A 24,453-nucleotide genomic window follows, 5' to 3' on the forward strand; every position below is an offset into this window, starting at 1 on the left:
TTTTGATATAATTTTTATTAATCTTTAAATTAAAAAAGGAAAAATAGAATGTTAGTTGCCCCTAGTATTCTTTCTGCAGACTTTGGAAAATTATCTGAAGATGTCAAAACTGTTTGTGAAGGTGGATGTGATTTTATTCATGTTGATGTGATGGATGGTCATTTTGTTCCTAATCTTACCATTGGTCCAGTTGTAGTTGAAACAGTAGCTAAAGTAGCAACCAAGCCACTCGATATTCATTTAATGGTGGAGAATAATCCTTTCTTTGTAGAGCTCTTTGCTTCTTTGAAACCTAGATATATCTCCTTCCATATAGAAGAGGAGAAAAATCCTCATAGGCTTATCCAGCGTATTAGGGAATTAGGGATTAAGCCAGCAGTTGTACTTAATCCTCATACGCCACCAGAAGCAGTTGAGTTTCTTATAGAAAATCTCGATATGATCCTACTGATGAGTGTTAATCCTGGTTTTGGTGGACAGAAGTTTATTCCTTCTATCATAGATAAGGCAAAACGCTTGAAGATATTAATTGAAAAATATAATCCAAATTGTCTAATTGAAGTCGATGGTGGTGTGAACGATGTCAATGTTAAAGAGCTTGCTGCTGCTGGTGTAGATATAGTGGTTGCAGGTTCATTTATCTATAAACACCCAGAGGGTGCTAGTACTGCTATTGCGGCATTGAAGGGAAGAGTAAATGATGTATCGTAAACACTGTAAGTATTTTAAAAAATGGCTTACACAAGAAGATAAACCAACACCATTTTTACTCCCGAAAAAGGATATTTTGTGAGAGTAAAAATTTGTGGTATTACTAATCTTCGAGATGCATTACATGCAGTAGAATGTGGTGCTGATGCACTAGGATTTGTATTTTATAATCAATCTCCACGTTACATTACACCTAAAAATGCTAAACATATCATTGATCTTTTGCCACCGTTTGTGGAACGAGTAGGATTATTTGTTCATGAGGGAGTTGAGACCATCGATACAATTTGTCGATATACCGGTATCTCTTTGGCGCAGATACACTTTGATGTCGATGAGGAATCTCTTGATATGGTTGAACCAAAGACATTACCAGTTGTACGTGCAAAGTCTCCCGAGGATATACATTGTTTTTCTAATCGTTATCGTCTTGTTGATGCCTACTGTGAGACGTATGGTGGTAGTGGAAAACGTTTGAATCTTGAATGGTTTAAGGGAGTGGATTGCTCAAAGATTATTCTTGCAGGTGGATTAACACCTGAAAATATAGTAGATATAAAAGGATATGGTTTCTATGGAGTGGATGTCAGCTCTGGAGTAGAGTCAGTCAAAGGAAAAAAAGATCTTCATAAAGTAAAGCAGTTTATTGCATATGCGAAAAGTCTTTGAAGGGTTAACTACCACTTTTTACAAACATAATGGTGTATTGACACAAGAGCAGTTCTCATATATTGTGATGAAGCATACTACTCTACTTGAAGAGAGTGATACCATCTTTATATTACTTCAGGCATCAGGATATCCCATAGAAAAAAAGAGTGGTTTTTATCGACTTAAAACCTTTTTTACACCCTATACTGAACAGAGATATTGTGTTATAGATATAGAGACCAATGGCAGTAAGCCAGGTACATCGCAAGTGATTGAGATAGGGGCAGTAATGATACAGCATGGTAAGGTTATTGACTGTTATGAAACTTTTGTTGAGTGCGCCTATTTGCCCGAATACATTACCAAGATTACTGGTATCGAGCCAGAAGATCTAAAGGAAGCACCTACAAGACGTGAAGCGCTTGTTGCACTACGAAAATTTATGGATGATGCAGTATTTGTTGCACATAATGCCAGTTTTGATTACACTTTTCTTTCTGCCTCTTTTGAGCGTTTTGGGCTTGGAAATATAGGAAATCCAATACTTTGTACGATTAATCTTGCTAAGCGAACATTTGAAAGTGAACGCTATGGACTTGCCTATTTGATTGAATCACTTGAGATGGAAACTGCTTGCCATCATCGTGCCTACTCTGATGCACTCTGTGCCTCTAAGGTTATGCTCAAAAGTTTTGAAACACTACCTGGGTATGTAAAGACAACCAGTGATCTCTTACAGTTTGCAGAATCAAGCAAAAAAACAAGACAAAATAAGACAAAACAGTAGCTAAGAAAATTTGTATAGCTTCTTGCTATTTATTTTCCTTGTCTATAATTGTATGTAAAAAAATAATCTCTGCAAATACTGGGGTAAAAATATTCAATATAGGAATATAGTTAAATATTGCGGCAACCATAGCAAGAACAGTTGCATTTTTAACCTCTATCTTCTGCTCCTGTGGCACAAAAAGTGATTGAATATCATAGATACTGGAGTCCTTGATGGGTATTGACCAAAGCCAAAGCATCCATATGGCCCCTATAAGGGGGATAAACATTAGCGGCAGTAGAAAAAGGAAGAGAAAAAAGAAGGATAGACCACTACGAATACTTAAGATGGTAGATTTCATAACAGAAGATGAATTTACTACCTTTGCATATGGATAGTGTTTTTGTGCAAGCATAATAAGTAGTGGTTCTATCATGAATGAAGTAACGACAGAGAGTGTTAAGATAAAGAGCATATAGCCTACTGCTACTATGGCAATAGATGCCCCAGTTGTTTGTGCCCACTCCCATGGTATCCATCCAAGATAATTGATAATGAATCCTTTTAATATATCTCCAAGTAGCCAAATGAGACCCCATGTGATTACGGTAGAAATCATACCAACTTTAAAGATAAAAAGCAGTACAGCAGAAGAGAAGATGTCTTTGAAACTTTTGATAATAATTGTATTCATTTTTTATACCTCTTTCAGTAGGTATTCATTCTTAAATTTTACATACCGTTCTGCTGATGCATAGAGCTCTGTAACCTCTTTATCTGTCAGCACTCTAATCACTTTTGCAGGACTACCCATAATGAGGCTTCGTGGTGGAAACCTTTTGTTCTTAGTCACAAGGCTTCCTGCACCTACGATAGACTCTTTGCCGATTACCGCACCATCAAGTATGGTGGCACTCATGCCAATAAGGCAGGCATCTTCAATGGTGCAACCATGCAACATAACACGATGTCCAACGGTGACATCATTGCCAATAATAGTGGGATTGCCATCACTCATATCCTCTTTTTTATGGTGGGTAACATGAATCATACTTAAGTCTTGAATGTTGGTACGATCACCAATTTTAACATAGTGCACATCTGCACGCACTACGCAACCAAACCATACTGCACTGTCATCTCCTATCTGGGTACGCCCAATGACTGAAGCCCCTTCAGCAATCCATGCATGCTTTCCTAGTTTTGGAACCCACTCTTTAAACTGTAAAATCATTTTATCCCTCTTTGATGATACGATTTGTTAAACGATGTACATAGTCTGGTATCTCTTTTTTGGTTTTATTGTATAGTTTATTGATATACCGCTCAAGTATTTCATGATTATTAATATTTTTACCAAGTGTTGGTACCTTGATGTATTCGCCACTCTTTTGTAATTTCCAGTGTAGTTGGTTATCTGTTGTCTGTAGTATAAGAATTTGTTCAATCTTTTGCGAGAGAGCTTTTTCGAGTATGGGTGTCATCAGTTCTACGCGACGCACAAGGTTTCGTGGCATCAGGTCAGCACTAGAGATATAGCACTGTACTTGATGGTGTTTAAAGTAATAGATACGCGGATGCTCCAAATATTTACCAATAATAGAAGAGACTGTAATATTCTCGCTTACGCCATTGACTCCTGGCTTAAGGCAGCAAATCCCACGAATAATAAGATTGATTTTGCATCCTTTTTGAGATGCCCTATAGAGTGTTTTGATAATATCAGTGTCGACCAATGAATTGGCCTTAAGAATAATATGTCCTTGTTTGCCGTGCTGACTCTCTTTTTCAATAAGATCTACGAGTTTGGGTTTAATTTGTGTTGGTGATACAAGGAGTGTATCTAGTTTTGTATGGGCTGAAAACCCTGTTAGAAAATGAAAGAAGTGAGTTGCATCGGTTGAAATAGTCTCTTTGGTAGTAAAATAAGAGATATCAGTGTATATCTTGGCAGTAGTTGGGTTGTAGTTTCCTGTAGCAAGATGAATATAGCTTTGTAATTTACGCCCTTTTCGTTTAATAATCTGTGTGATCTTTGCATGCACCTTGAGTCCAGGAATACCGTAGACCACATGCGCACCAGCATCTTCGAGTGCCTTGGCCCATCGTAGGTTATTTTCCTCATCAAAGCGTGCCTTAAGTTCGACAAGTACTGTCACCTGCTTGCCTTCACGTGTTGCATCAATGAGTGCTTTAATAATGTGGGACTTCTGTCCAGCACGGTAAAGTGTCATACGAATAGCAATGGTTTCAGGATCAGTGGCAGCCTGTTTAATGAATTGTATGACCGGTTCAAAGCTATCAAAAGGATGATAGAGCAATATATCCTGCTTCTCTATTGCTTCGAAGATATTTCCTGTATCAAATGGTGGTAAGATTTTTGGGGTAAAGGGTGGTAGCACTAGATGTGACAGTTGGCTATCTTCTACAATTTGCCAAAGTGCACCAAGGTTGAGAGGTAGGCTCTTGTAGGAGTAGATATCATTCTCATCAAGATTGAGATGTGTTAGCAGAAACTGTAACAGATTTGTATCGACCCCTTCAAGTATCTCAAGACGTATAAGTAAACCCTTGTTTCGCGAACGTAGCCCTTCTTGTAGTATTTCAAGAAAGTCATCTGCCTCCTCCTCTTCTATTTCAATATCAGCATTTCTGGTAACACGAAATGGGGTTGATGCAAGTGGGGTAAACCCTGGAAAAAGCTCTATTGTAAAATGTTCCACTATACTTTCAATGGGAATAAAGGTTTTTCCTATCTGAATAAAACGTGGCAGTATACGTGGAATACGAATGAGTCCATGTTTAATATTTTTTGACTCATCTTGAAGGGTAATTGCAAGTGCAAAACTGAGATTGTTTAGATGTGGGAAAGGGTGTGTTGCATCGATAGCAATAGGAATAATAACTGGATATATCTCATCAAAAAATATTTTTCTAATCTCAGCCTGCTCTTCTTGGGTTAGTACTTCATAGTTCTTAATGTGTACATCATGTGTATGTAATTCAGAGATAATGGAAGTATAGCAGACCTCAAGTACATGATGCTCTTTGTGTAAATAGGTATGTATCTGTTTAAGTTGCTCTATCGGTGCTAGCTTGTCTGCACCAGTCTCTTGTATGTGTGCTTTAAAGAGTGTCTTAAGCCCTGCGACACGAATCATATAAAATTCATCAAGGTTGGTACCGTAGATGGCAAGAAACTTTAGCCGTTCTAGTGGTGGTAGTTTTTCATCAAGTGCTTGTGCTAATACCCGTGAATTAAACTGTAACCAGCTTAATTCACGATTGAAGTAGAGCTGGGAAGAGTTAAGATCAATCATTGACACACCTCTATTGTTTGTAATTTCATAGAGAATTACCCCATATTACATAAAAACTTTTTTAAGAGAAAAGCATACCATAACTATCTACTATTCACTATTAAAGGGATCTCAAAGTTTCTTTATCTTTGCAATTTCATCACGTAGTCTTGCTGCTTCTTCAAACTCTAGATTTTTGGCTGCCGCAAGCATCTTAGCTTTAATTTCTTTAATAAGTTTTTGGCGTTCACCTTTGGGCATACGATCAAGTTTATCACGTTTATTGTAAAGCTCTCCAGCATCTTCAACCTTGAGATTGGTATCAAGCTCTCTAATGGTGGTTTTGGGTGTGATGTTATATTTTTTGTTATAAGCAACTTGTTTTTCTCTACGCTTTTGGGTAATTTCGATAGTTGTTTTCATTGAGTCAGTCATCTTTTTGGCATACATCAGAACCTTCCCATTGGCATTACGGGCAGCACGTCCGGCAGTCTGTATAAGGGAAGTTTTAGAACGAAGAAAACCCTCTTTGTCTGCATCAAGAATGGCAACCAGTGAGACTTCAGGTAGGTCGAGTCCTTCTCTGAGCAAGTTGATTCCTACTAGAATATCAAACTCTCCTAGACGCAAGGAGCGAATAATCTGATTTCGTTCGATTGCATCAAGATCGGAGTGCATATATTTACACCTAAGCCCAAGATCGTTGTAATAGCTTGTCAGTTCCTCTGCCATTTTTTTTGTTAATACAGTAATGAGTACTCGTTCATCCTGCTCAATGACTGGTTTCATGCGGTCATGTAGATTTTCAACTTGATAGGTACTATCAATGACTTCTATTTCGGGATCAAGTAACCCAGTAGGTCTGACAACCTGTTCGGCAATGGTACTAGAGAGTTCTAATTCCAGATCAGAAGGGGTGGCAGAAACAAAAAGGTAGTGAGGTGCCTTGTTGATATACTCCTCAAAACGTAGTGGACGATTGTCAAGTGCAGAAGGAAGGCGAAAACCATGATCTACTAGTACCTCCTTACGGCTACGGTCTCCAGCATACATGCCACGAAACTGTGGTAGAGAGACATGTGATTCATCAACGATAACCAGGTAATCCTCATGCATTATTTCAAAGTAGTCCATCATTGAGTAAGGAGTTTCTCCAGGTTTTTTACCAGTTAAGTGACGTGAGTAGTTCTCGATACCTTTGCAGATACCAGTGGCTTCTAGCATTTCAAGGTCAAATTCAGTACGTTGTTTAAGGCGACTATATTCTGCCATACGCTCTTCTCTTTGAAAATACACCAATCGTTCACTCAGTTCCTCTTCGATGGTTTTGATAGCATGTGTAAGCTTCTCTTTGCCAACAATAAATTGATTGGCAGAGTAGATAGTTGCCTCCTTCATTGATGCCTCTTTCTCTCCTGTAAGAGAGTTGAAGGTGTAGATATCTTCTATTTCGTCTGTAAAAAATTCCACACGGATAGCATATTCATCAGAGTAGGCAGGGTAGATATCAATTACCTCACCACTGACACGAAAGTTTCCAATATCGAAGAATTCATCGTTACGTTTATAGCCCATGTCAACCAAGCGTAATAGAAGCTCTTTTTGATTGTATGTTTCGCCCACACAGAGTTTTTGGACAATAGATCGGTAGTCTTCAGGTGATCCAAGCCCATAGTTTGCTGAGACTGAAGCAATAACAATGACATCGTCATGACTTAGCAAAGAAGCAGTAGTACTTAGTCTTAAACGTTCTAACTCCTGATTGATTGAACTATCTTTTTCGATGAAGAGATCTTGTCTTGGCAGGTAGGCTTCAGGCTGATAGTAGTCATAATAAGAGATAAAATACTCTACATGATTGTTAGGAAAAAAAGCTTTAAATTCTGAGTAAAGTTGTGCTGCTAGTGTCTTGTTATGTGTCATAATGAGTGTAGGTTTTTTGGTCTTTTCGATGATCTTTGCCATTGTATAGGTTTTACCAGAACCAGTTACACCCAATAAGGTTTGATAGCGGTTGCCTTTTTCAATAGATTGGGACAATGTATCGATAGCTTGAGGTTGATCTCCAGAAGGCTTGTAGGGGCTCTTAACGGTAAAGTTTGGCAAGTAAGCTCCTTTTGGTATATTCAGTTTTATGTATATTTCTGTTTCCACCACATAAAGGCAAACATTAGCCCAGGTGTTTTGGCAACAGATTCATTATAGATCAAGGTTTCCATTTCGTCAACAGGTACTTCAAGTACCTCAATCAGTTCATCATCGATTCCACCACCATTGGAGACTTGCATTTTGCTATCTACTTCAGCATAGTACAATGTCTGTTTACTTCCTGCAAAACCAACAGATGTATGAAATGCGGTTACACGCTCTATGGTATTTAGAGGTACACGGTAACCACACTCTTCTTCTATCTCTTCAATGGCAATCTGTATAAGGGAAAGGTCCTTATCAACAATGCCTGCACAAAGTTCTACCGTATTTCCATCCTCATTGTTCAAGTAGACAGCAGGACGAAACTGTTTAACGAGAATAAAGGTCTTTTTTTCTAGATGGTAAAGTAGTATTGCCACACTATCGTGTGCCTCAACAACCTCCCAGTTTTTAGTAATACCGCACTGTTCATAGCATGCCAGTGCTGTCTGTATAAAGTGTGACTTCTTTAAAGGTTCAAGCCTGAAGTTTGTGATTTTGCTCTTCATTCTCTACAACCTCTACAACTTCTGTATCTCGTAGTTTTCTAGAAAACCACTCTTGTCCCCAGATATAGGATGGAGTATTATTTGCAAGGTATACATTAAGTTTTTCCTTACTCTTTTCTATATCTGTTATTGCAAATTTTTTTAGTACTGCATTTCCAATTGATTTTTTTCTTAATACTCTCATTGGGTTAATCCAGTGCCCATATCTTGTTAAGCCAAAATGGAGGTGTGGACCAGTACTTCGTCCAGAGTTTCCTGAATATCCGATAATTTGCCCTTTTCTGACACGTTGCCCCCGTTTAACTCTAATGCGGCTTTGATGGGCATAAAGCGAGACATACCCCCCTGCATGCCTAATCTTAACAACACGTCCGTAGCCACCCATCCATCCGGAAAATATGATTCTTCCATCATTGACAGCACGCAAAGGTGTACCTTTGCGTGCTCTAAAATCAGTTCCTTGATGAGGGCGATATCGATGTAAAAGGGGGTGCCAACGTCGATATGAAAACCCTGATGTAATTTGTGTATGCCTTAGCGGCATACCAAATCTACCTCTTTTTGACGTACGACTACGACGACCATAGACAACCTTTTTGTTGCCTGATTTTTTTCTTTTTACCTCTTTGTATCCATACCCATCTCCATCGGTATAGACATATTGCTCTTTTTTTCTTGTACTGATTTTTATGAGTTGGATTTTTGGCATGGCATAAAGCTCTCCAAGCCGTGTTTTTTGCATATAGATAAATGCAATTTCATCACCTTTTTGCAGACTTTGGGTATCAATATCACTACTATCAAGAGCCAAGGAAAGACGTTTTGCAAGTTGAGGAGATTGAATACTGCTTAGTGCATCACTGTAGGGGTTACGCTCTACTGTTATTTTCCCAAAGTACTCTTTATTTTGATAGGTAACCGAGATGATATCAAACCCATATTCATCCAAATGGGGCTTTTTGAAAAGATGTATCTGCATCTCTTCATTGATGGGAATAAGCACTTGGTAGAGTATCCCATTTTTATCTTTTAATTCACAGTATTTGCTATTGCTACGTATCTCAAGAAGAAATTTTTTATCCTCGTCTGAGATCGATTGGAGTAGGCTTTTTGAAATATGATTTGTGCCAAGATAGTCTGAAAAAGTTTGATTCTTTTTCCATTGTTTATAGTCCACTTTCATACTGAGCACTAAAGTAGTCCAGAGTAGACACAAAATGATTATTTTCATCAATATTAATCTACTCCCAAATTTTGAGCATTATTATAGCCGAATTAGATTAAATTGGTTGTGTAGTCGTGATGTTCAAGGTAATTAAGCGGATACGTTTTAACCTCTCCTTCTTCAATAAACCAAAGTTTTGTTGCCAATTTTTTTGCTTCAGCTATATCGTGGCTTACCATTAGTGTGGTCATATTAAAACGCATATGAAGTTCTTTGATATGTATTGAGAGTTTATGTCGCATACGTGGATCAAGACTGCTTAGGGGCTCATCGAGTAGTAGTAGTTTTGGACGACGCATCAGTGCGCGTGCCAATGCAACTCGTTGTTTTTGTCCACTGCTAAGATATTGTACATTTTGGTTATCTAATCCCGTTATTTCCATTGTCTCCAGTAGCTCATCTGCCAGTTTGTTGTCAGTACTGACAAACATGAGATTTTCTTTAACAGACATATTGTCAAAAAGTGCAAAGTCTTGAAAGACAAAACCAACATTTCGTTGCTGTATAGATAGTGTACTTGTTTTGTTTTGCCATACTTCACCATCAACAACTATATCTCCGTTAGCACTTTCAAGTCCAGCAAGTATTCGTAGTAGAGTACTCTTTCCTGCACCACTCTCTCCCATAATAACAATAAAGTCTCCCTTGTTGACAGATTGTTTTACAAAGAGTGTCATCATGCCTTGACTGCCATATAACTCTTTTTGTAGTGTCATATTGATCATGGTACTACCTTTAAAAGGTTTTTACGACGACGATGGTTATAAACATAGACACCCAATAACACCAAAAAACTTAAACCAAGTAATATTGCTGCATAGATATGTGCTGTGTCATATGCCATAATCTCAACCAGTTCATAGATTGCTACAGAGGCTACTTTGGTTTCACCAGGAATGGAGCCACCCACCATTAGTACTACCCCAAATTCACCAACTGTATGGGCAAAAGTCATGATGAGTGCTGTGATCAGAAAGGGTTTAATGTTAGGAAGCGCTACATAACGCAATGTCTTCCAGTGACTTTTTCCTGCCAAATAGCTCGCTTCTATCATGTGTTGGTTGAGTGATTCAAAACCATTTTGAAGTGGTTGTACCATAAATGGCAGCGAATAAAAACAGCTTGCCACAACCAGTCCAGTAAAGGTAAATACTAGCTTTTCCCCCAAAAGTGACTCAATAAAACTACCCACAGGTGAGTTGGGTGAAAATATCACAAGTAGATAGAATCCCAATACTGAGGGAGGAAGTACAATTGGAAGTGCTGTTAAGGCTTCAAGAAAAGGCTTATATCTAGCATGAGTCCGAGAGAGCCACCATGCAAATGGAAGTGCAACCATAAAAAGAATTAGTGTGGTTAAAAATGCCAGTTTAAGAGAGTACAAAAGGGGTCATGTCTATCATAGTACGTGGTATCCATATTGGGTGAGTATCTTTTTAGCATCGGTACTTTGCATAAATGTAAAAAATAGCTTTGCTTGACTGTGATTGGTTGCACGTTTTAGTAAAACCATGCCTTGTGAAATGGGTGTATGGAGCTTGGTTGGCACATCAATCCAGTTAACTCCCTCTTTAAAGTGTTTCATTTGAGGAGAAAAAAGTGATGACTTTGCTACAATTCCTACATCGGCACCATGAAGTACATAAGTAAGTGTTTGAGCAATAGATTCACCATAGACAAGTTTTGAATATAATGTATCATAGAGCTTGGTATTTTTTAATGCTTCTACTGCTGCAACACCGTAGGGCGCTGTTTTGGGGTTGGCAATAGCAATGTGACTGACTGATGGGGAGGTCAATAGTTGTAGATTTTTCTTCATCTCTTTGGGTTTAATGGAAAACAGTACCAGTGTACCTTGTGCATAGACTATGGGTACTCCTACTGTGTGACCCTCTTCATAGAGCTTTTTGGGGTAGTCCATATTGGCAGAGAGAAATAGATCAAATGGTGCACCATTGGCAATCTGTGTTGCTAGTTTTCCACTTCCTCCTATGGTGTATTTGACATGAATTTGTGGGTATTGTTGTTCAAACTTTGTCACCAGTGCTTTGATCGCCTCACCCATATTGGCAGCTAGTGCAATGTAGATTGTTTCTCCATATGTGACAGAGAGAAGTAGCCATGAGACTAAAATTAGTTTATACATGTTAAGCCCTATTTCCCTACCGTCATATTTTATGCTAATGTCTGTCACCATGGCTTCTATTTAATAAATGGTGATTTAGGCAAGATGCTCTGGAAAATGTGTATGTTTCCTTTTTGGGATCTTGACAGATTTTTCAGTCGTTTTCCATAGATTGCATGAAAGAATATAACAAAAATATTACCACTATATACCTTAATACATAACGCGCTTGACAAAGTTGTTTGAAAGTGTTATTATCCTGCTCTACACTATGGGGGTGACTTGGTTTCGACTGGAGTAGTCGGGCTATGTGCATGTCGGACTGGGCAATTCCGTTACGCGGCCCAATGCGAATAAACGCAAACAATACAGATTATCGTCCAGCACGCAGTAACGTAAGTTACAACCGCTTATGCGGAGGACTGCCCTGCCGGCAGGTGTCGCAACGGACTTTTGGGTATCATTCTGATGACTATGCACCAAGGAAGCTATGTCTTGGGTGTGAGAATTTTAGCTGGTCTAGCAAGTTTTGGGTGTAGTACAAAGCCAGTTGAGGATATAACAACTAGACTAAGCATGTAGGAGTCATGGTTCTGGCTGTTTTAGGACGAGGGGTTCAATTCCCTCACCTCCACAAAACACTAGTATATCTCAAGAAAAATCATATATCAACTTTTATTATTTACTATGGAGTATTAATAAAATTTGACACTAACGCTTTTTTATTTTCGTGTAGGGTGGGACATCACTACAGGGGAAGAACTTATGATACCACTGCTTTGCTGTAAGGAATTAGTGATAGTCAGAAAGATTAAAGTTGTCATTGTCACTAGACCTCTGGTTTCCTCATGGATTTAGACCATGTCCTCCACTATACGAAAGGCGGTTTTAGCTCAGAAGTCATCGGGGTATGGTTAGCCCTGAGTAGGCACTAGAGTATCTCAGGCTTTGGGCTCAGTATTAGATCAGAGGAAAGAGCTTGTACAGTGGTGGGGTGGTGGCTGGATGAGCAAACTAAAGATGTATCTTTATAAGATTACAGTTTAATTCTTGTCTTAATATTCTCTTTAGGAATATCTAAAAATAGTTGATTCCTTCTAGTGCATCTATCATTGTTTCAAATTTGAGAATGGTAATTGCATTTAATTTTTTCATTATAGATATAAAACATTCACCTTTTTATGTAGTATATGTTTCATTACCTGACGCGTATCCTCCAACTCTTGTTTTGTTTCATTATTTAATGTTAATGGTAAGATATGACCAAATACAGACTTCTTTAATTCTTTTCAAAATAGTCTAATCTTATGTATTTAATTCTGTTGATTCAGCGAATTTTTCACCTGTTGCAAATCACTACCTTTTAATTCTGTAAGTACAATATCTTTAATATCACTTTCACTCTTCACGTAAAAATACAAATATCAGGTCAGTATTTTTATCTTTATCTTTAGATCCAAAATTTTATTATTATATCACTATAGCATAGTTGTAATCATAAATCTTTCATCAAATAACCATAATTATTATTTTTATATAACTTATCACTATCATTACTTGCATTTTCGTTTGCATAATCTTATTTAACAGATTATGGTTTCATTTGATTTTTAGTTAACATTTTCGAGATCTGCTTTTAATATCATTAATAATTTTTTTCTCAAGTCAGAAAATATATTCAGCCAACTCTGTGATTGCTGACATAAGCCTTTCTTCATAATCAGGTTTATTTTATTTTTATATTTCAATATACTCTTTGTCATATTAAATCTCTCTTTTGCCTCTTTAATAATCTCTGCACTATTAGCTTTATTAGTACTTTTTTAATATAAGATGTAGATATGGAGCTGATCTTATAAACTTTTAGATTGATTTTCTTTAACTTTTGCATCTATGTCGATACCATACTTTTTACAAACACTATCTATTGTTACAAAAGTTTCTATTAATTATTCTCCCAATCAAGTCCATCACTGAAGATTAATATTTTTATCTTTGATAATAAAGCTATTTGACTATCATCTACATGTTTATCAAAGTATTTAGAACTGACAAAATACAATATTCCTTTATCTTTTGCCGTGATAAGTTTCAATCTAATGTATCTGCCTTTTACTTCTTTTATCTGCACAATGGCCTTTAATTGAAGAGCACTTTTGCTTATGAAACAGTAAATTTTCGTCATTTCTCCCACTACCTTGATAGTAAATATTTCCATCCTCAAAACCCTTACCATGTTCTTTTTGCTTCTATTGTCGAGACTAATTTATTGTCAATATATGATCTAATCATCACATTTTGTATCATCTACCATGAATTTAAAGGTTTGAGAAAATGCCCAATAATTTCTTTTCTTCCCCTTTAAATCAATATCGTCCTCTTTTACATTGATAAAATCTACTTTGTTTTTTGAATAAGTGGTTCATTAGGTAATCGTATAGGTTTTAATTATCTCTCTCTATCTATATCGAAATCAAATTCAATGTTTCCTGTTATTGTAGCTTTAGATTAACTTTCTCACAGTTGTCAAATAGGTAAATCTCTATACCTTTTTGCATCCCAAAGTTTCTTTGTAATCGACAGATAATGATTAAAAAGAATCTATATTTTCATTGGTAAACCCATCTCCATTATATAGTACTAAATTTTTTTACTTTTCTTGTTTCTTTTTATAAGATCAACAGGTAAAAGTTTCAAATATATTTCAATTTCTGTGCATTTGCTTATACTAATGAAAGTTACTTAGCTACTGTAATACTGTTAACTTAATTTTAGATAATCTTTATATTTGTTTTGTTGTGACTAACTCCTTCCCCTAATCAAATTCATCTTGATTTCTCAAAATTACTGAAATTTATTAAATATGAGTCCTCTATTCACCTTAAATTTAAATAAATTAGACCAATTTAGCACAAATCCGCACCCCAAAAAAGAAGGCCAAAAATAGAAAACTGAATTTAATGCAACGACAGCATACCTCACCTCCTGCCAGCTGTTCCTCTACTTGCTCTGGGATTCTTTGAGACCAGATCGGTTTATATCTCTCTTGGCGGTGGCTATCGAGGTTTTGGGTATGAGATGTATTTTCTGGTACTTAGATCCGCCCTCAAAGACCATCAACTCCAGCATCAAGTGGTTGTGAGTACTTGGTTTGACAGTGTTTAATGAATACGCTCACTATCCTGAAATTGACTTTCTGTAGCTCTGTTTATCATGTCAGTATCTTGAGACTGTCCACTCTGTTGCTCTCTAAATTTTGTTATACACAAACTTTTGCTACAAGTAAAAACTGTAGTTTATTTCATTCATTAGGATTAAAGCAAGTAAGATACTTCATCATTCTTATTAACAGCATAACTTTAGGAGGCTGTCAAGTAGCTTATTACAAAGGGTACAAGTGTACCACAAAACAATCACAATCCAATTAGCCCCATGATTGTATCAGTCTAGGTTGAAAACGAGCATAGATGTTGGTGGGTAAAAAACAAATTCTGGACGCATTGCGATACAAAAATCACATGATGATGGCATCAACGTGCCAGCTATTTTTAAAGAACGTGGGTTTGGTCATGTCAGAATACGCCTATCAGAAAATATTTTAGATAACTCCTGCCGATATTACCGGCAAAGCACTTATGCAGGAGTTGATTGATGTGGTTGATGATTGTGTTGAAGCTGGTTTAATCCCTATTATTGCCTATCAGGCAAGATTTTAAACTAAATCCAGCGATGATAATACTCTATCTGATGTTATCGAATGGTGGGCTACAGTAGCTGAACGCTTTAAAACTATCCTTACGTTGTAGCTTATGACCTCATTATTGAAACGACTGAAGAGATTAAAAATCATAACGACAGGCTCAGTTTGCTATATCAGAGGCAACCCAAAAGAATACATCAGAATTGATACAGAAGAATTGTAATTGTGCACCCAATAATATCTCAGAATTGCTTTACAAGTTAAAGACCTAATTGTACCACAACCAGCGTTATGATGGTTGAATAGCATTTTTATGCAGCAGGACCGTAAAGAACCAACCCCAAAAAACTTTGGACAATCGGTACAGAGGCAGAAAAAGAGACATTTCAAACATCATAACAGCAAAAATGGTCTGATGACAGTACAATACCGGTTTGGTAGGAGCATGGAGAGCCAGCCGTTACACCAAAAATAGTACTGAAACTCTTTTATGATGGTGCTCACGGTGGTGAGTAGATACAATGTTACAGAACATAGAGTTGAAATAGCAGACCACATCAGCAAGCACTTCTAATCTCAGAACATTCCATATGCAGTTAACTCAGATACCAAATTTTTCAACAGAGACACCAATAGGTGGTAATGCATCCAATGAACAATGTTGGACGCAATGCTGCAACGTAATCACAAGCCTATCTCTGCTGCTCGTATGTTTCCCTCTTGTGGAACTTATCATTTACTTCTTTGTCTACACACTATATACACACAAAATCAGTATATTCAAGAAAAACTAGAAAGGATAAGATGAAACACCATATCTATTTTTGGTGAAACAGTAGAGGTATGATATACCGTACTTAATACGAACATGAGCAAGAGCAGGTAGAGGATCCTGCACCTGCTACATTTTCATTTTTAAATGCCTATTTGACCCATGATTTTTTCTTTACAAAAAATATTTATTACATTTTTATATTGGAATTTTTTATGCTGGATATAAACCCAAAAGTATGCACCTACGCTTATATTGGGTAAGGTTTTTTGTGAAAATCAGATTCCTGCCAAGTATGTAGGTGCCCCACAAAAAGATTTGCATAGCTCATTAGGTTTGTACTTTCTGTTAATGATATTTTTATTATTGTGTTTTGAGATTATGACCCACCTATTAAGGTATTACGCCTTACATGCATAGCATTACTTTTAATTAAACAGCTTTTGGCATCTGTCTAGGGTGGTGTCTCATTTACCATAAGGTATATTACAAAGTCCAAGTATTGTCTGGCAATGCATGTGAAATACAAAAGCATGACATACAACAGATATCAAAAAGTCAATGGATAATTATTGTGTTATTTTTGATAGGGTAGCCACTATATGGCTTTTATTAGATAAAATTGACCATAACCACTCAAAATACTATGAAATTAATGCTCTGCTGAAATGCAGGAGTAGTATGTTAAGGTAAAAGTATGGTTGATTGCATCAGCCATCTAACCTTGCCTCTATACCTCTTACGCCTTCTTAATTTAAGCCTGGTTGGGTGGTTGTGGGTGAATTAGGATGACAATAGTTTTATCTCCCTATGATGCCAGAGAGAACAACAGCCTCCCCACTCCTTTATTTTGTAGCTTACGGCTAAATGCCCAGTAGTGGTCATGTACACCTTGACATAAAAATGTTAAAACAGTAGAAATATCATCAGGCTATGAGGCGTCTTTACTTTTTCTATGTTTCATTTAAATCATCAATCTTGGTAACTTCTACCATACATCCTACTTATGTGCAGCAATTTCGAAACTGAACCTCTTAAAATCAGTGAATTGCGGGTTTGAATGGAAGGAATATCATAGTTCCAGCAGGCCTTATCTTCGATGGATACATTGGCATGATCAAATGACAATTTATCATTATTTAAAATATTTCTTAAACAAGGCGCTTGAATGGTCACAGATATTAATTACTCTGATTTGCTTGGCGTTGTTAAGCTCTTTTGTGCCATGCTGGTTGTAGAGTCCATTGTAAATATCATAGATGGCTGCTCTTCATCCATTGTACAGAACAATGGCCACATCCAGAGCTCTTGGCCGATGTCTGGAGCTTTCAGAGGTAGTGGCTCAATTGCCTTTTTATTTTATCTGGTATTCCTGATGTTCACCAGCAAACATGAGAGAGCAGTTGCTAGAAGTATAAATGTTATAGTTTGTTTTTTCATTATAGAAATCCTTATTTTAATACCATATCTTATAATTTATTTTTAAATAGGATACTAGAATTTCCTTTAAACTAAAATAAATTTACCTTTTATCTAAACTATTATTATAAATTCAGTTTAATTTTATGAATTGTTGTGCTATACTTTGAGTAGACTGACTATTGGGTCGGTACTAAAATTTTTAATAGGGGTTAATTATGACTAATAATATGAGACGTGGATTTACAATGATTGAACTGGTTTTTGTTATTGTAATTATTGGTATTTTAGCAGCGGTAGCTATTCCAAAACTAGCACAAAACAGAGATGATGCTGCAGCATCGGTGTGTGTATCAGATGTTGGAAATATTATCTCAGGTGCTACAGTGAGATATACAAAAGAGGGCTTTGCAGGCTTCCGTACTGTACAAATTCAAGATATATTCAATGGGAATATGGCTGTACAAAATAACACTAGTGGTGTGGTAGAACTTGCAACAGACCCAGTGAGAGCTGGCATTACCTATAATTGTGAAGGTGGACAGGCAGTCGCTATTACTTTTGCACAAGATGCAAATAATCCAGAGATTTACCAGATGACTCTTAGTACAGCAGGTGCAAGTACAACAATTCCAACTGCCATTAAAGCAGCTAGGTTGATAGCAAAAGCAAATGGTTTTGAAGGACAGACTTCAAAAACAATTGATATGTAATTTTACAACAGATTGATTGAAGCAGATAAACTAGGGTTTATTCCCGGTTTATCAATGATGTGAAGCGTGGTTATTTTTTTGATTGTTCAAATGAAAAATAAGAAGAGTAACCAACATGTTGCATAGAGATTATTGTTTATGTGTGAAGAGTAAGGTGTGGTAAATTATTAAGGGGTAGATTGATGAAATTAAGAGATGCATTTACAGCATTGGAGTTAGTGTTTATTATTGTGATTATCGGCATACTCGCATCTGTTGCAATTCCAAAGTTTTCTGGTACACGCAATGATGCAGTGATAAGTAAAGCAAAAGGTACTATTGGATCTGTCAGAAGTGCTGTTGCAATGGAGAGGCAAAAGCGTATTTTGAAGGGAAATTTTACTACAATAAAGAGATTAAGTTCTTCATCGAGCTATGGTAGTCCAATATTTGATGCATTTGATGGTAATACATCAAAGCCAGTACTTGCCTATCCTCCAATATCTTGTGCAAATAGCACTTCACAAGAGTGCTGGAAAGAGACTCGTGTGGGACAAGGTACCAGCAGTGATCCAAGTACCTATACTTTCTATATGCCTGTATCGGGAGTGGGTGTTGTTTTTGCACTGGAAAATAATAGATTTGATTGTGATGAACTCAATAGTACATATGGGAATGACTGTAAAAAATTAACACACTAGGTTTTTCTTATTTCCCTATCAATATAAATAAGTTAAAAAGATAGCTTGGCATACTTTGGCATCATCTCATCTTTAGCATGTGTGCCTCTGGGTCCGGCGGACTCAATAGCGTGTGCGCCAGCATAATGGTTCCACCTGGTGTTTCTTAACATGCGCTCATACCTACCATGATTCTCCAGCAATATCAATACGTCCTATTCCATGTTTTTTTTACTTAAAATTGTATTGCAAGTGTTTCAAGAATAGTTGCTGGACTCAGCTCTTTACCATTAATTGCCTAGGATCACCATGTTTAGTAACGGTAATATACTCTGGTTTTATCTGTTGCCTCTTCGGAAACAGACCAAAGCCACATATCCTCTTCAAGGTTCATTGTATGGATTCTCTAGCCCTCTCACCCTCATGAGATGTGCAGAAGATTTGCATCATTTGAATAAGGCTTTGGTTTACCGCGTAGTATCAATACCATGGTTTTAGCATACTCAAGTAACTTAGTGCGAGAATTAAGATCCCACTCTCTCATGGTGCAATAACTGCTATGTCTGGGTCAAGTTACAGAATTATCCAAGTTCAAAGCTGTGCCTGATCGTTCCCTTTTCCTGTTGCCCCAAGAGCAGCATCTGCACCTGTCTGTATTTTAATTTCAATCTGCTTCTTGGCATGAGTGGGCGTGCGATAGAGGTGCCAAGCAGGTACTCTCCTTCATGGTGCGTTGGCTCAGAAACATTGGAGAAAAACAAAGTCTTTAACAAACTCTTCCTGTGGATGAGACAAGGCTGTTCTTAGAAACTGTACCCATGTAAGTGCTTTCTGGCGTGCAGGCTCTACCTCTTCGCTGCTTATTAGGGTCTGCAGTGTACCACTTGCATGAGCTGTTGTCCTGTAGCCACTTGAGAATAATACTGGTATCAAGCCCACCAAGGGCAGCCAATACCATGTCTCTCTTTGCCATCATTACAGTATTAAAATAATATTGTTGCGATTTTATCACAATCTTGGTTAATGCTTACACGCCCTCAAGAGAGTCTAGCAATATATCATATCACCAAAGCGGGTTTTAATCTTTTTTGTGTAAATCAAAGGATACTTTATTTTAAAGGGATTTTGTGCAGGAATAAGGAGCAGTCATTTTTCAGCACTACCTCTTTGCAAGATTTTTCCTCAACGAGTACACAGCTGTGTGCCTCTGCCTCGTCAAAACGGTACAGACATCAAATTAAAAGGTCATTCCTGTATGGTATGAGTGAGTGGCTGTGATTCATCATTATGGCAATGATCTTAAAGGCCATTGCGGTATTACCCAAATTCTTGAGTGGCGAACCAAACTGGTGGCCGAGGTTGTTCCGCATGAAAAACTTCCTACCATTAAGTGATACAGACAGCTGACCCATCGCAGTTTGAGCCTTACTTAGATAACTATGAGGCATTTTTAAAAGATGAGATGCTCTTTTTGGAGATTGCCCAGTATCCACCTTTCTTTTCATTGGCACGTATTCTCATTGCCAATAAGGATGAGAGCAGGGCAGGGAAAATAACACTTGATACTGTCACAAGGCTTGAACAGTTTGATGGCATAGAGATTGTTGGGCATGGCAAGGCACCCATAGAACGAATTGCCAACAAGTATCGGTTTCAGATATTGTTGCGGGCAAAAAATCGTACACCTCTGCTTCAGGCACTACATTCGGTTAATTGTCGTGAAATAGAAATTGATATGGACCCAGTTGAATTTTTGTAAGAGTATTGAGTATGACTATAAGCGATTGCCCTGTGGGTTAATGGTTTTTTAGATAGAATGAGACATAATAAATATATGGGAATATTCACCTTATAGGGATGATTATGAAAGAACGCTACCCCACTAAAAAAATCTATGTCGGAGATGTTGCTGTTGGTGGTGATGCCCCTATCTCTGTGCAGTCGATGACCTATTCCGATACGTATAATGTAACCAAAACAGTTGAACAGATTAATCGGTTACATTTTGCAGGAGCGGATATGGTGCGTGTAGCGGTACCAGAGATGAAAGATGCATTGGCACTTAAGGTGATTAAAGAGCAGGTATCATTACCTCTAATTGCCGATATTCATTTTAACTATAAGCTTGCACTTGAAGCAGCCAAGTGGGTTGATTGCATCCGATTTAACCCAGGGAATATTGGAGAGAAAGGGCGCATTAAAGAGATTGTCAAGGCATGTCAAGAGCGCAACCTTCCTATTCGTATAGGGGTTAATGCTGGAAGTCTTGAGAAAGAGTTTGAAGAACGTTATGGTGCAACGGCAGAAGGTATGGTTGCTTCTGCAGAGTATAATATTAAGTTTCTTGAAGATCTTGGGTTTACTGATATTAAAGTTTCACTCAAAGCATCTGATGTAGACAGAACAGTTAAAGCCTACCGTATGCTTAGACCAAAAAATAACTACCCTTTTCATCTTGGTGTAACTGAAGCGGGAACAATCTTTCATGCAACAATTAAATCTTCTATTGGGTTAGGTACACTGTTACTTGATGGTATTGGCGATACATTGCGTGTTTCTATGACGGGGGAACTTGAAGAGGAGATTAAAGTTGGCAAAGCAATTCTCAAAGATAGTGGCCGCATACAAGAGGGAATTAACATTATCTCCTGCCCTACCTGTGGACGTATTGAAGCAGATTTGGTATCTGCTGTAGCAGAGGTAGAAGAGCGTACTGCACATATTAAAACACCCATGGATGTTTCGGTTATGGGTTGCGTAGTTAATGCTATTGGTGAAGCCAAACATGCTGATGTTGCCATTGCTTACGGTAAGGGAGCTGGGCTTGTGATGGTTCAAGGAGAAGTGATAGCAAGACTACCAGAGAGTAGGTTAGTAGATAGGTTTGTAGAAGAAGTTGAGAAGTTTGCCAAGGAGAATGCATAGATGGAGAATATGTACAACCTTAATATCGAACGTGCTGTTCTTTCAGCCATTATTTTTGATCCTGAGGCTTACGAAGAGATTGCCTCTAAGCTCAACTCACATGACTTCTATTTCCCATTTCATCAGTATATTTTTATGGCAATGGAAGAGCTCTCAAGAGAAGAGAAGCCTATAGATGAAGAGTTTCTTAAGTCAAAACTTCAAAATATGGGTAAGTTTGATGAGGTCGCAATGCTCGATTTACTCTCAGCAAACCCTATTTCTAATACTATGGCATATATTACTGAGATCAAAGCCAAATCTACTAAACGTGCATTAGCAACATTGGCAACAGAGATCAAAAAGGTAACCATTGAAGATAATCTTCCTGCTGAGGAAGTCATGAACCTTGTAGAGAAAAAACTCTATGAGATTACACAAAACAATACCAATGAGGATTTTAGGGAGTCCAAAGAGATTGCCATTGCAATGATGGAGGATATTAATCGTCTCAAGGCATTAGGGAACTCCAAGCTCATTGGTACTGACACTGGGTTTAAGAGTCTTAATGATAAGACATCAGGTTTTGGAAAAGGAGACCTTGTTATTATTGCAGCAAGACCGGCAATGGGAAAAACTGCCTTAGTGCTTAATATGGCACTTAAAGCCATAGAGCGTAATGAAGGAGTGGCACTCTTCTCTTTAGAAATGCCTGCAGAGCAACTGATGCTTAGGCTACTTTCGGTAAAAACCTCTATCCCATTACAGCAACTACGTGTGGGTGATCTTAATGATGATCAATGGTCACAGCTCTCTGCAGCAACCAATGAACTTTCTCAAAAGAAGCTCTTTGTTGATGATGGTGGGTATGCGACTATCCATCATGTACGTTCTAAACTTAGAAAACTCAAAACACAACATCCTGAGATTTCACTGGCAATTATTGATTACCTTCAGTTGATGAGTGGAGAGGGTCGTGAAGGCAGACAGCAGGAGATCTCTGAAATCTCTCGTGGACTCAAGCAACTTGCTAGAGAGCTTCAGATACCAATATTGGCACTTTCACAACTCAACCGAGGACTTGAGAGTCGTGACAATAAGCGTCCAATGCTCTCAGACCTTAGAGAATCAGGAGCCATCGAGCAGGATGCAGATATTATCCTCTTTGTTTATCGTAGTATTGTTTACAAAATTAATGAAATGAAAGAGAAACTAGAGAAGGCAAAAACAGATGGTAATGCTGAAAAGATCAATGAGCACCAAAGAAAGTACGATGAACTACTTCGCAATAATGAAGAGGAGACAGAACTCATTATTGGAAAACAGCGTAATGGCCCAACGGGTACAGTTGACTTGGTTTTCCAAAAGCGCTATACCCGCTTTGTTGACGCTTCGCATTCCCCTGCAGTTGAAATAGTCTATGAAGATGCAGATATTCCCGCTCATACTGGAAACATTGAATTGCCACCAATATAATATATAAAAAATAGTAGGCAGTAACTTTGGAAAAACCAAAACTTTTTGAAGAGAAAAAAGAGTTTTTCTGGACAATTTTTATTCTTTTTTTGATACTTCTGGTACGGCTTGGATGGGAATACCGCACATATCAAGAGTTTATCTCCAAACCCTTCTATTTTACAGAAGCAACGGTACTTAATGCTTATGAGAAACATAAAGAGAAGTACCGCTATCAGGTATTGAAACTTCACGACAATACTGGTCATACTTTCTATACAACAACACATCGTAAAGATAATCTCTTTAAGAAAACAGTAAGAGTACAGCTATTTCCTGATATGCGTATTACATTTTGGGATTATCTGGGTACTTTTTATGTCAAGAGTCGGATAAAATATGTTCAAAAACAGCCTACAAGTTTGGCAGGCATCTTGCATGAGAAAGTTGCATCACAACATACCCTCAAATCTATGCAGGTATTCTATAGTGCAATCTTTTTTGCCACACCACTTTCTGGTGTGCTCAGAGAGAAAGTTTCCCTGCTGGGGATTAGTCACCTTATCGCACTTAGTGGGTTTCATCTTGGTATTTTGTGGGCAATTGTGTATGGCTTGTTGTTAATACCTTATCGCCCTTTGCAGCAATACTGCTTTCCTTACCGTTTTGCTCTTATTGATATAGGCATTGTATCGCTACTACTTATTGGTTTATATGTTTGGTTTGTTGGTGCACCACCCTCACTACTTCGTGCTTATGTAATGCTTTTGATAGGGTGGGTTATGCTGGTATTAGGGCTAGAGTTACTAAGTTTTAAGTTTCTTTTCTTTGTGCTATTTTTACTGGTTATGCTCGTACCTTCTCTGCTTGTTTCATTGGGGTTTTGGTTTTCAATTATAGGTGTTTTTTATATCTACTTACTTCTGTATTATGCCAAAGGGTGGTCAAGGTGGCACATTATGCTTTGGATCATCCCTCTGGGCATTTTTATATTGATGTTACCCATTGTACATACATTTTTCTCAGCGACAAACCCATGGCAACTTATCTCTCCATTGCTCTCTTTGCTCTTTATTCCTTTTTACCCAATAACAATACTACTACACTTGTTTGGATATGGAGATATATTTGATAATGCATTGCAATGGCTCTTTGCTTTACCACAGGGGAGTAGACCTGCATTGCTTTCTGTATGGAAAGCCATCATTTATATAGGACTCTCACTTGTTGCCATCAAAAGCCATAAGGTGTTTTATGTATTGTTTGTTTTGGCTTTGTCTTATGCGTTATATCTTTTTGTAGGGTTTGATATTGCATATATACCCATGTAGGTTTCATGGTGCTTGATTTAT

Annotated in this window: 19 protein-coding genes, 1 other RNA gene and 1 pseudogene; 10 read left to right on the forward strand and 11 right to left on the reverse strand. The window is 37.6% G+C overall.

The window, feature by feature from the left end:
• Window positions 1-48 precede the first annotated feature (48 nt).
• The 3 genes from rpe to LGB01_02830 all read left to right on the forward strand — a co-directional run bounded on the left by rpe (window position 49) and on the right by LGB01_02830 (window position 2,149).
• Window positions 49-711 (forward strand): ribulose-phosphate 3-epimerase, encoded by a 663-nt coding sequence (rpe, locus tag LGB01_02820; protein MCB4753148.1) that lies wholly within the window; start codon window positions 49-51, stop codon window positions 709-711.
• 78 nt (window positions 712-789) lie between these two features.
• Entirely contained in the window at window positions 790-1,380 is a 591-nt protein-coding gene (locus LGB01_02825; protein MCB4753149.1) for a phosphoribosylanthranilate isomerase, read from the forward strand.
• Window positions 1,364-2,149, forward strand: coding sequence for a 3'-5' exonuclease (locus LGB01_02830; protein MCB4753150.1), 786 nt, complete (start codon window positions 1,364-1,366; stop codon window positions 2,147-2,149). The genes LGB01_02825 and LGB01_02830 overlap by 17 nt, the downstream gene beginning before the upstream one ends.
• Before the next feature lie 25 nt (window positions 2,150-2,174).
• On the opposite strand, the gene LGB01_02835 is transcribed toward LGB01_02830, so the two are convergent.
• The 9 genes from LGB01_02835 to modA all read right to left on the reverse strand — a co-directional run bounded on the left by LGB01_02835 (window position 2,175) and on the right by modA (window position 11,500).
• Window positions 2,175-2,825, reverse strand: coding sequence for a hypothetical protein (locus LGB01_02835; GenBank protein MCB4753151.1), 651 nt, complete (start codon window positions 2,823-2,825; stop codon window positions 2,175-2,177).
• A gap of 3 nt (window positions 2,826-2,828) precedes the next feature.
• Window positions 2,829-3,365, reverse strand: coding sequence for a gamma carbonic anhydrase family protein (locus tag LGB01_02840; GenBank protein MCB4753152.1), 537 nt, complete (start codon window positions 3,363-3,365; stop codon window positions 2,829-2,831).
• Window position 3,366: 1 nt separating this feature from the next.
• Window positions 3,367-5,451: an RNA degradosome polyphosphate kinase gene (locus LGB01_02845; protein MCB4753153.1), complete on the reverse strand. Its 2,085-nt coding sequence runs from the start codon at window positions 5,449-5,451 to the stop codon at window positions 3,367-3,369.
• Between the two features lie 111 nt (window positions 5,452-5,562).
• On the reverse strand, window positions 5,563-7,536 hold the full coding sequence (uvrB, locus tag LGB01_02850) for an excinuclease ABC subunit UvrB (protein MCB4753154.1): 1,974 nt from the start codon (window positions 7,534-7,536) through the stop codon (window positions 5,563-5,565).
• A gap of 26 nt (window positions 7,537-7,562) precedes the next feature.
• The gene (locus tag LGB01_02855) at window positions 7,563-8,129 is read right to left on the reverse strand and encodes an NUDIX domain-containing protein (protein MCB4753155.1); all 567 of its coding nucleotides are present in this window, start codon (window positions 8,127-8,129) and stop codon (window positions 7,563-7,565) included.
• Window positions 8,098-9,360 carry a peptidoglycan DD-metalloendopeptidase family protein gene (locus tag LGB01_02860; protein MCB4753156.1) on the reverse strand — a complete coding sequence of 421 codons (1,263 nt, stop codon included), beginning with the start codon at window positions 9,358-9,360 and terminating at the stop codon, window positions 8,098-8,100. Before LGB01_02860 ends, LGB01_02855 begins: the two co-directional genes overlap by 32 nt.
• A 44-nt stretch (window positions 9,361-9,404) precedes the next feature.
• Entirely contained in the window at window positions 9,405-10,079 is a 675-nt protein-coding gene (locus LGB01_02865) for an ATP-binding cassette domain-containing protein (GenBank protein ID MCB4753157.1), read from the reverse strand.
• The gene (gene modB / locus LGB01_02870; GenBank protein ID MCB4753158.1) at window positions 10,076-10,738 is read right to left on the reverse strand and encodes a molybdate ABC transporter permease subunit; all 663 of its coding nucleotides are present in this window, start codon (window positions 10,736-10,738) and stop codon (window positions 10,076-10,078) included. The genes LGB01_02865 and modB overlap by 4 nt, the downstream gene beginning before the upstream one ends.
• A gap of 15 nt (window positions 10,739-10,753) precedes the next feature.
• Window positions 10,754-11,500 (reverse strand): molybdate ABC transporter substrate-binding protein, encoded by a 747-nt coding sequence (modA, locus tag LGB01_02875; GenBank protein MCB4753159.1) that lies wholly within the window; start codon window positions 11,498-11,500, stop codon window positions 10,754-10,756.
• A gap of 252 nt (window positions 11,501-11,752) precedes the next feature.
• On the opposite strand from modA, the gene ssrA reads away from it, so the two are divergent.
• Window positions 11,753-12,116, forward strand: a transfer-messenger RNA (tmRNA) gene (ssrA, locus tag LGB01_02880).
• Window positions 12,117-13,424: 1,308 nt separating this feature from the next.
• Here the strand turns inward: ssrA and LGB01_02885 are convergent.
• Window positions 13,425-13,697 (reverse strand): hypothetical protein, encoded by a 273-nt coding sequence (locus LGB01_02885; GenBank protein MCB4753160.1) that lies wholly within the window; start codon window positions 13,695-13,697, stop codon window positions 13,425-13,427.
• A gap of 3,903 nt (window positions 13,698-17,600) precedes the next feature.
• On the opposite strand from LGB01_02885, the pseudogene LGB01_02890 reads away from it, so the two are divergent.
• Window positions 17,601-17,684 (forward strand): annotated as a pseudogene (locus LGB01_02890) (prepilin-type N-terminal cleavage/methylation domain-containing protein).
• Between the two features lie 581 nt (window positions 17,685-18,265).
• Window positions 18,266-18,763, forward strand: a complete 498-nt coding sequence (locus LGB01_02895) for a type II secretion system GspH family protein (protein MCB4753161.1) — start codon at window positions 18,266-18,268, stop codon at window positions 18,761-18,763.
• Window positions 18,764-19,323: 560 nt separating this feature from the next.
• Here the strand turns inward: LGB01_02895 and LGB01_02900 are convergent.
• On the reverse strand, window positions 19,324-19,515 hold the full coding sequence (locus tag LGB01_02900; protein ID MCB4753162.1) for a hypothetical protein: 192 nt from the start codon (window positions 19,513-19,515) through the stop codon (window positions 19,324-19,326).
• Window positions 19,516-20,132: 617 nt separating this feature from the next.
• Between LGB01_02900 and LGB01_02905 the strand changes: the two genes are divergently transcribed.
• The 4 genes from LGB01_02905 to LGB01_02920 all read left to right on the forward strand — a co-directional run bounded on the left by LGB01_02905 (window position 20,133) and on the right by LGB01_02920 (window position 24,432).
• Window positions 20,133-20,501 (forward strand): hypothetical protein, encoded by a 369-nt coding sequence (locus LGB01_02905; GenBank protein MCB4753163.1) that lies wholly within the window; start codon window positions 20,133-20,135, stop codon window positions 20,499-20,501.
• 104 nt (window positions 20,502-20,605) lie between these two features.
• A complete protein-coding gene (gene ispG / locus LGB01_02910; GenBank protein MCB4753164.1) occupies window positions 20,606-21,667 on the forward strand; it encodes a flavodoxin-dependent (E)-4-hydroxy-3-methylbut-2-enyl-diphosphate synthase in 1,062 nt (353 codons plus the stop codon).
• Window positions 21,668-23,122: a replicative DNA helicase gene (locus LGB01_02915; GenBank protein ID MCB4753165.1), complete on the forward strand. Its 1,455-nt coding sequence runs from the start codon at window positions 21,668-21,670 to the stop codon at window positions 23,120-23,122.
• A 26-nt stretch (window positions 23,123-23,148) separates the two neighbouring features.
• The gene (locus LGB01_02920; protein ID MCB4753166.1) at window positions 23,149-24,432 is read left to right on the forward strand and encodes a ComEC/Rec2 family competence protein; all 1,284 of its coding nucleotides are present in this window, start codon (window positions 23,149-23,151) and stop codon (window positions 24,430-24,432) included.
• Window positions 24,433-24,453: the final 21 nt, after the last annotated feature.

The organism is Sulfurovum sp., from assembly GCA_020525365.1.
Taxonomy (GTDB): Bacteria; Campylobacterota; Campylobacteria; order Campylobacterales; family Sulfurovaceae; genus Sulfurovum.

What these genes read in the sequence shown, in the direction of transcription:
- LGB01_02830 (MCB4753150.1), top strand. Translation starts at nt 1,364, where the DNA reads ATGCGAAAAGTCTTTGAAGGGTTAACTACCACTTTTTACAAACATAAT.
- LGB01_02895 (MCB4753161.1), top strand. Translation starts at nt 18,266, where the DNA reads ATGAAATTAAGAGATGCATTTACAGCATTGGAGTTAGTGTTTATTATT.
- LGB01_02845 (MCB4753153.1), bottom strand. Translation starts at nt 5,451, where the DNA reads ATGATTGATCTTAACTCTTCCCAGCTCTACTTCAATCGTGAATTAAGC.
- LGB01_02840 (MCB4753152.1), bottom strand. Translation starts at nt 3,365, where the DNA reads ATGATTTTACAGTTTAAAGAGTGGGTTCCAAAACTAGGAAAGCATGCA.
- LGB01_02860 (MCB4753156.1), bottom strand. Translation starts at nt 9,360, where the DNA reads ATGAAAATAATCATTTTGTGTCTACTCTGGACTACTTTAGTGCTCAGT.
- LGB01_02915 (MCB4753165.1), top strand. Translation starts at nt 21,668, where the DNA reads ATGGAGAATATGTACAACCTTAATATCGAACGTGCTGTTCTTTCAGCC.
- LGB01_02835 (MCB4753151.1), bottom strand. Translation starts at nt 2,825, where the DNA reads ATGAATACAATTATTATCAAAAGTTTCAAAGACATCTTCTCTTCTGCT.
- LGB01_02885 (MCB4753160.1), bottom strand. Translation starts at nt 13,697, where the DNA reads ATGGAAATATTTACTATCAAGGTAGTGGGAGAAATGACGAAAATTTAC.
- rpe (MCB4753148.1), top strand. Translation starts at nt 49, where the DNA reads ATGTTAGTTGCCCCTAGTATTCTTTCTGCAGACTTTGGAAAATTATCT.
- modA (MCB4753159.1), bottom strand. Translation starts at nt 11,500, where the DNA reads ATGTATAAACTAATTTTAGTCTCATGGCTACTTCTCTCTGTCACATAT.
- LGB01_02855 (MCB4753155.1), bottom strand. Translation starts at nt 8,129, where the DNA reads ATGAAGAGCAAAATCACAAACTTCAGGCTTGAACCTTTAAAGAAGTCA.
- ispG (MCB4753164.1), top strand. Translation starts at nt 20,606, where the DNA reads ATGAAAGAACGCTACCCCACTAAAAAAATCTATGTCGGAGATGTTGCT.
- LGB01_02865 (MCB4753157.1), bottom strand. Translation starts at nt 10,079, where the DNA reads ATGATCAATATGACACTACAAAAAGAGTTATATGGCAGTCAAGGCATG.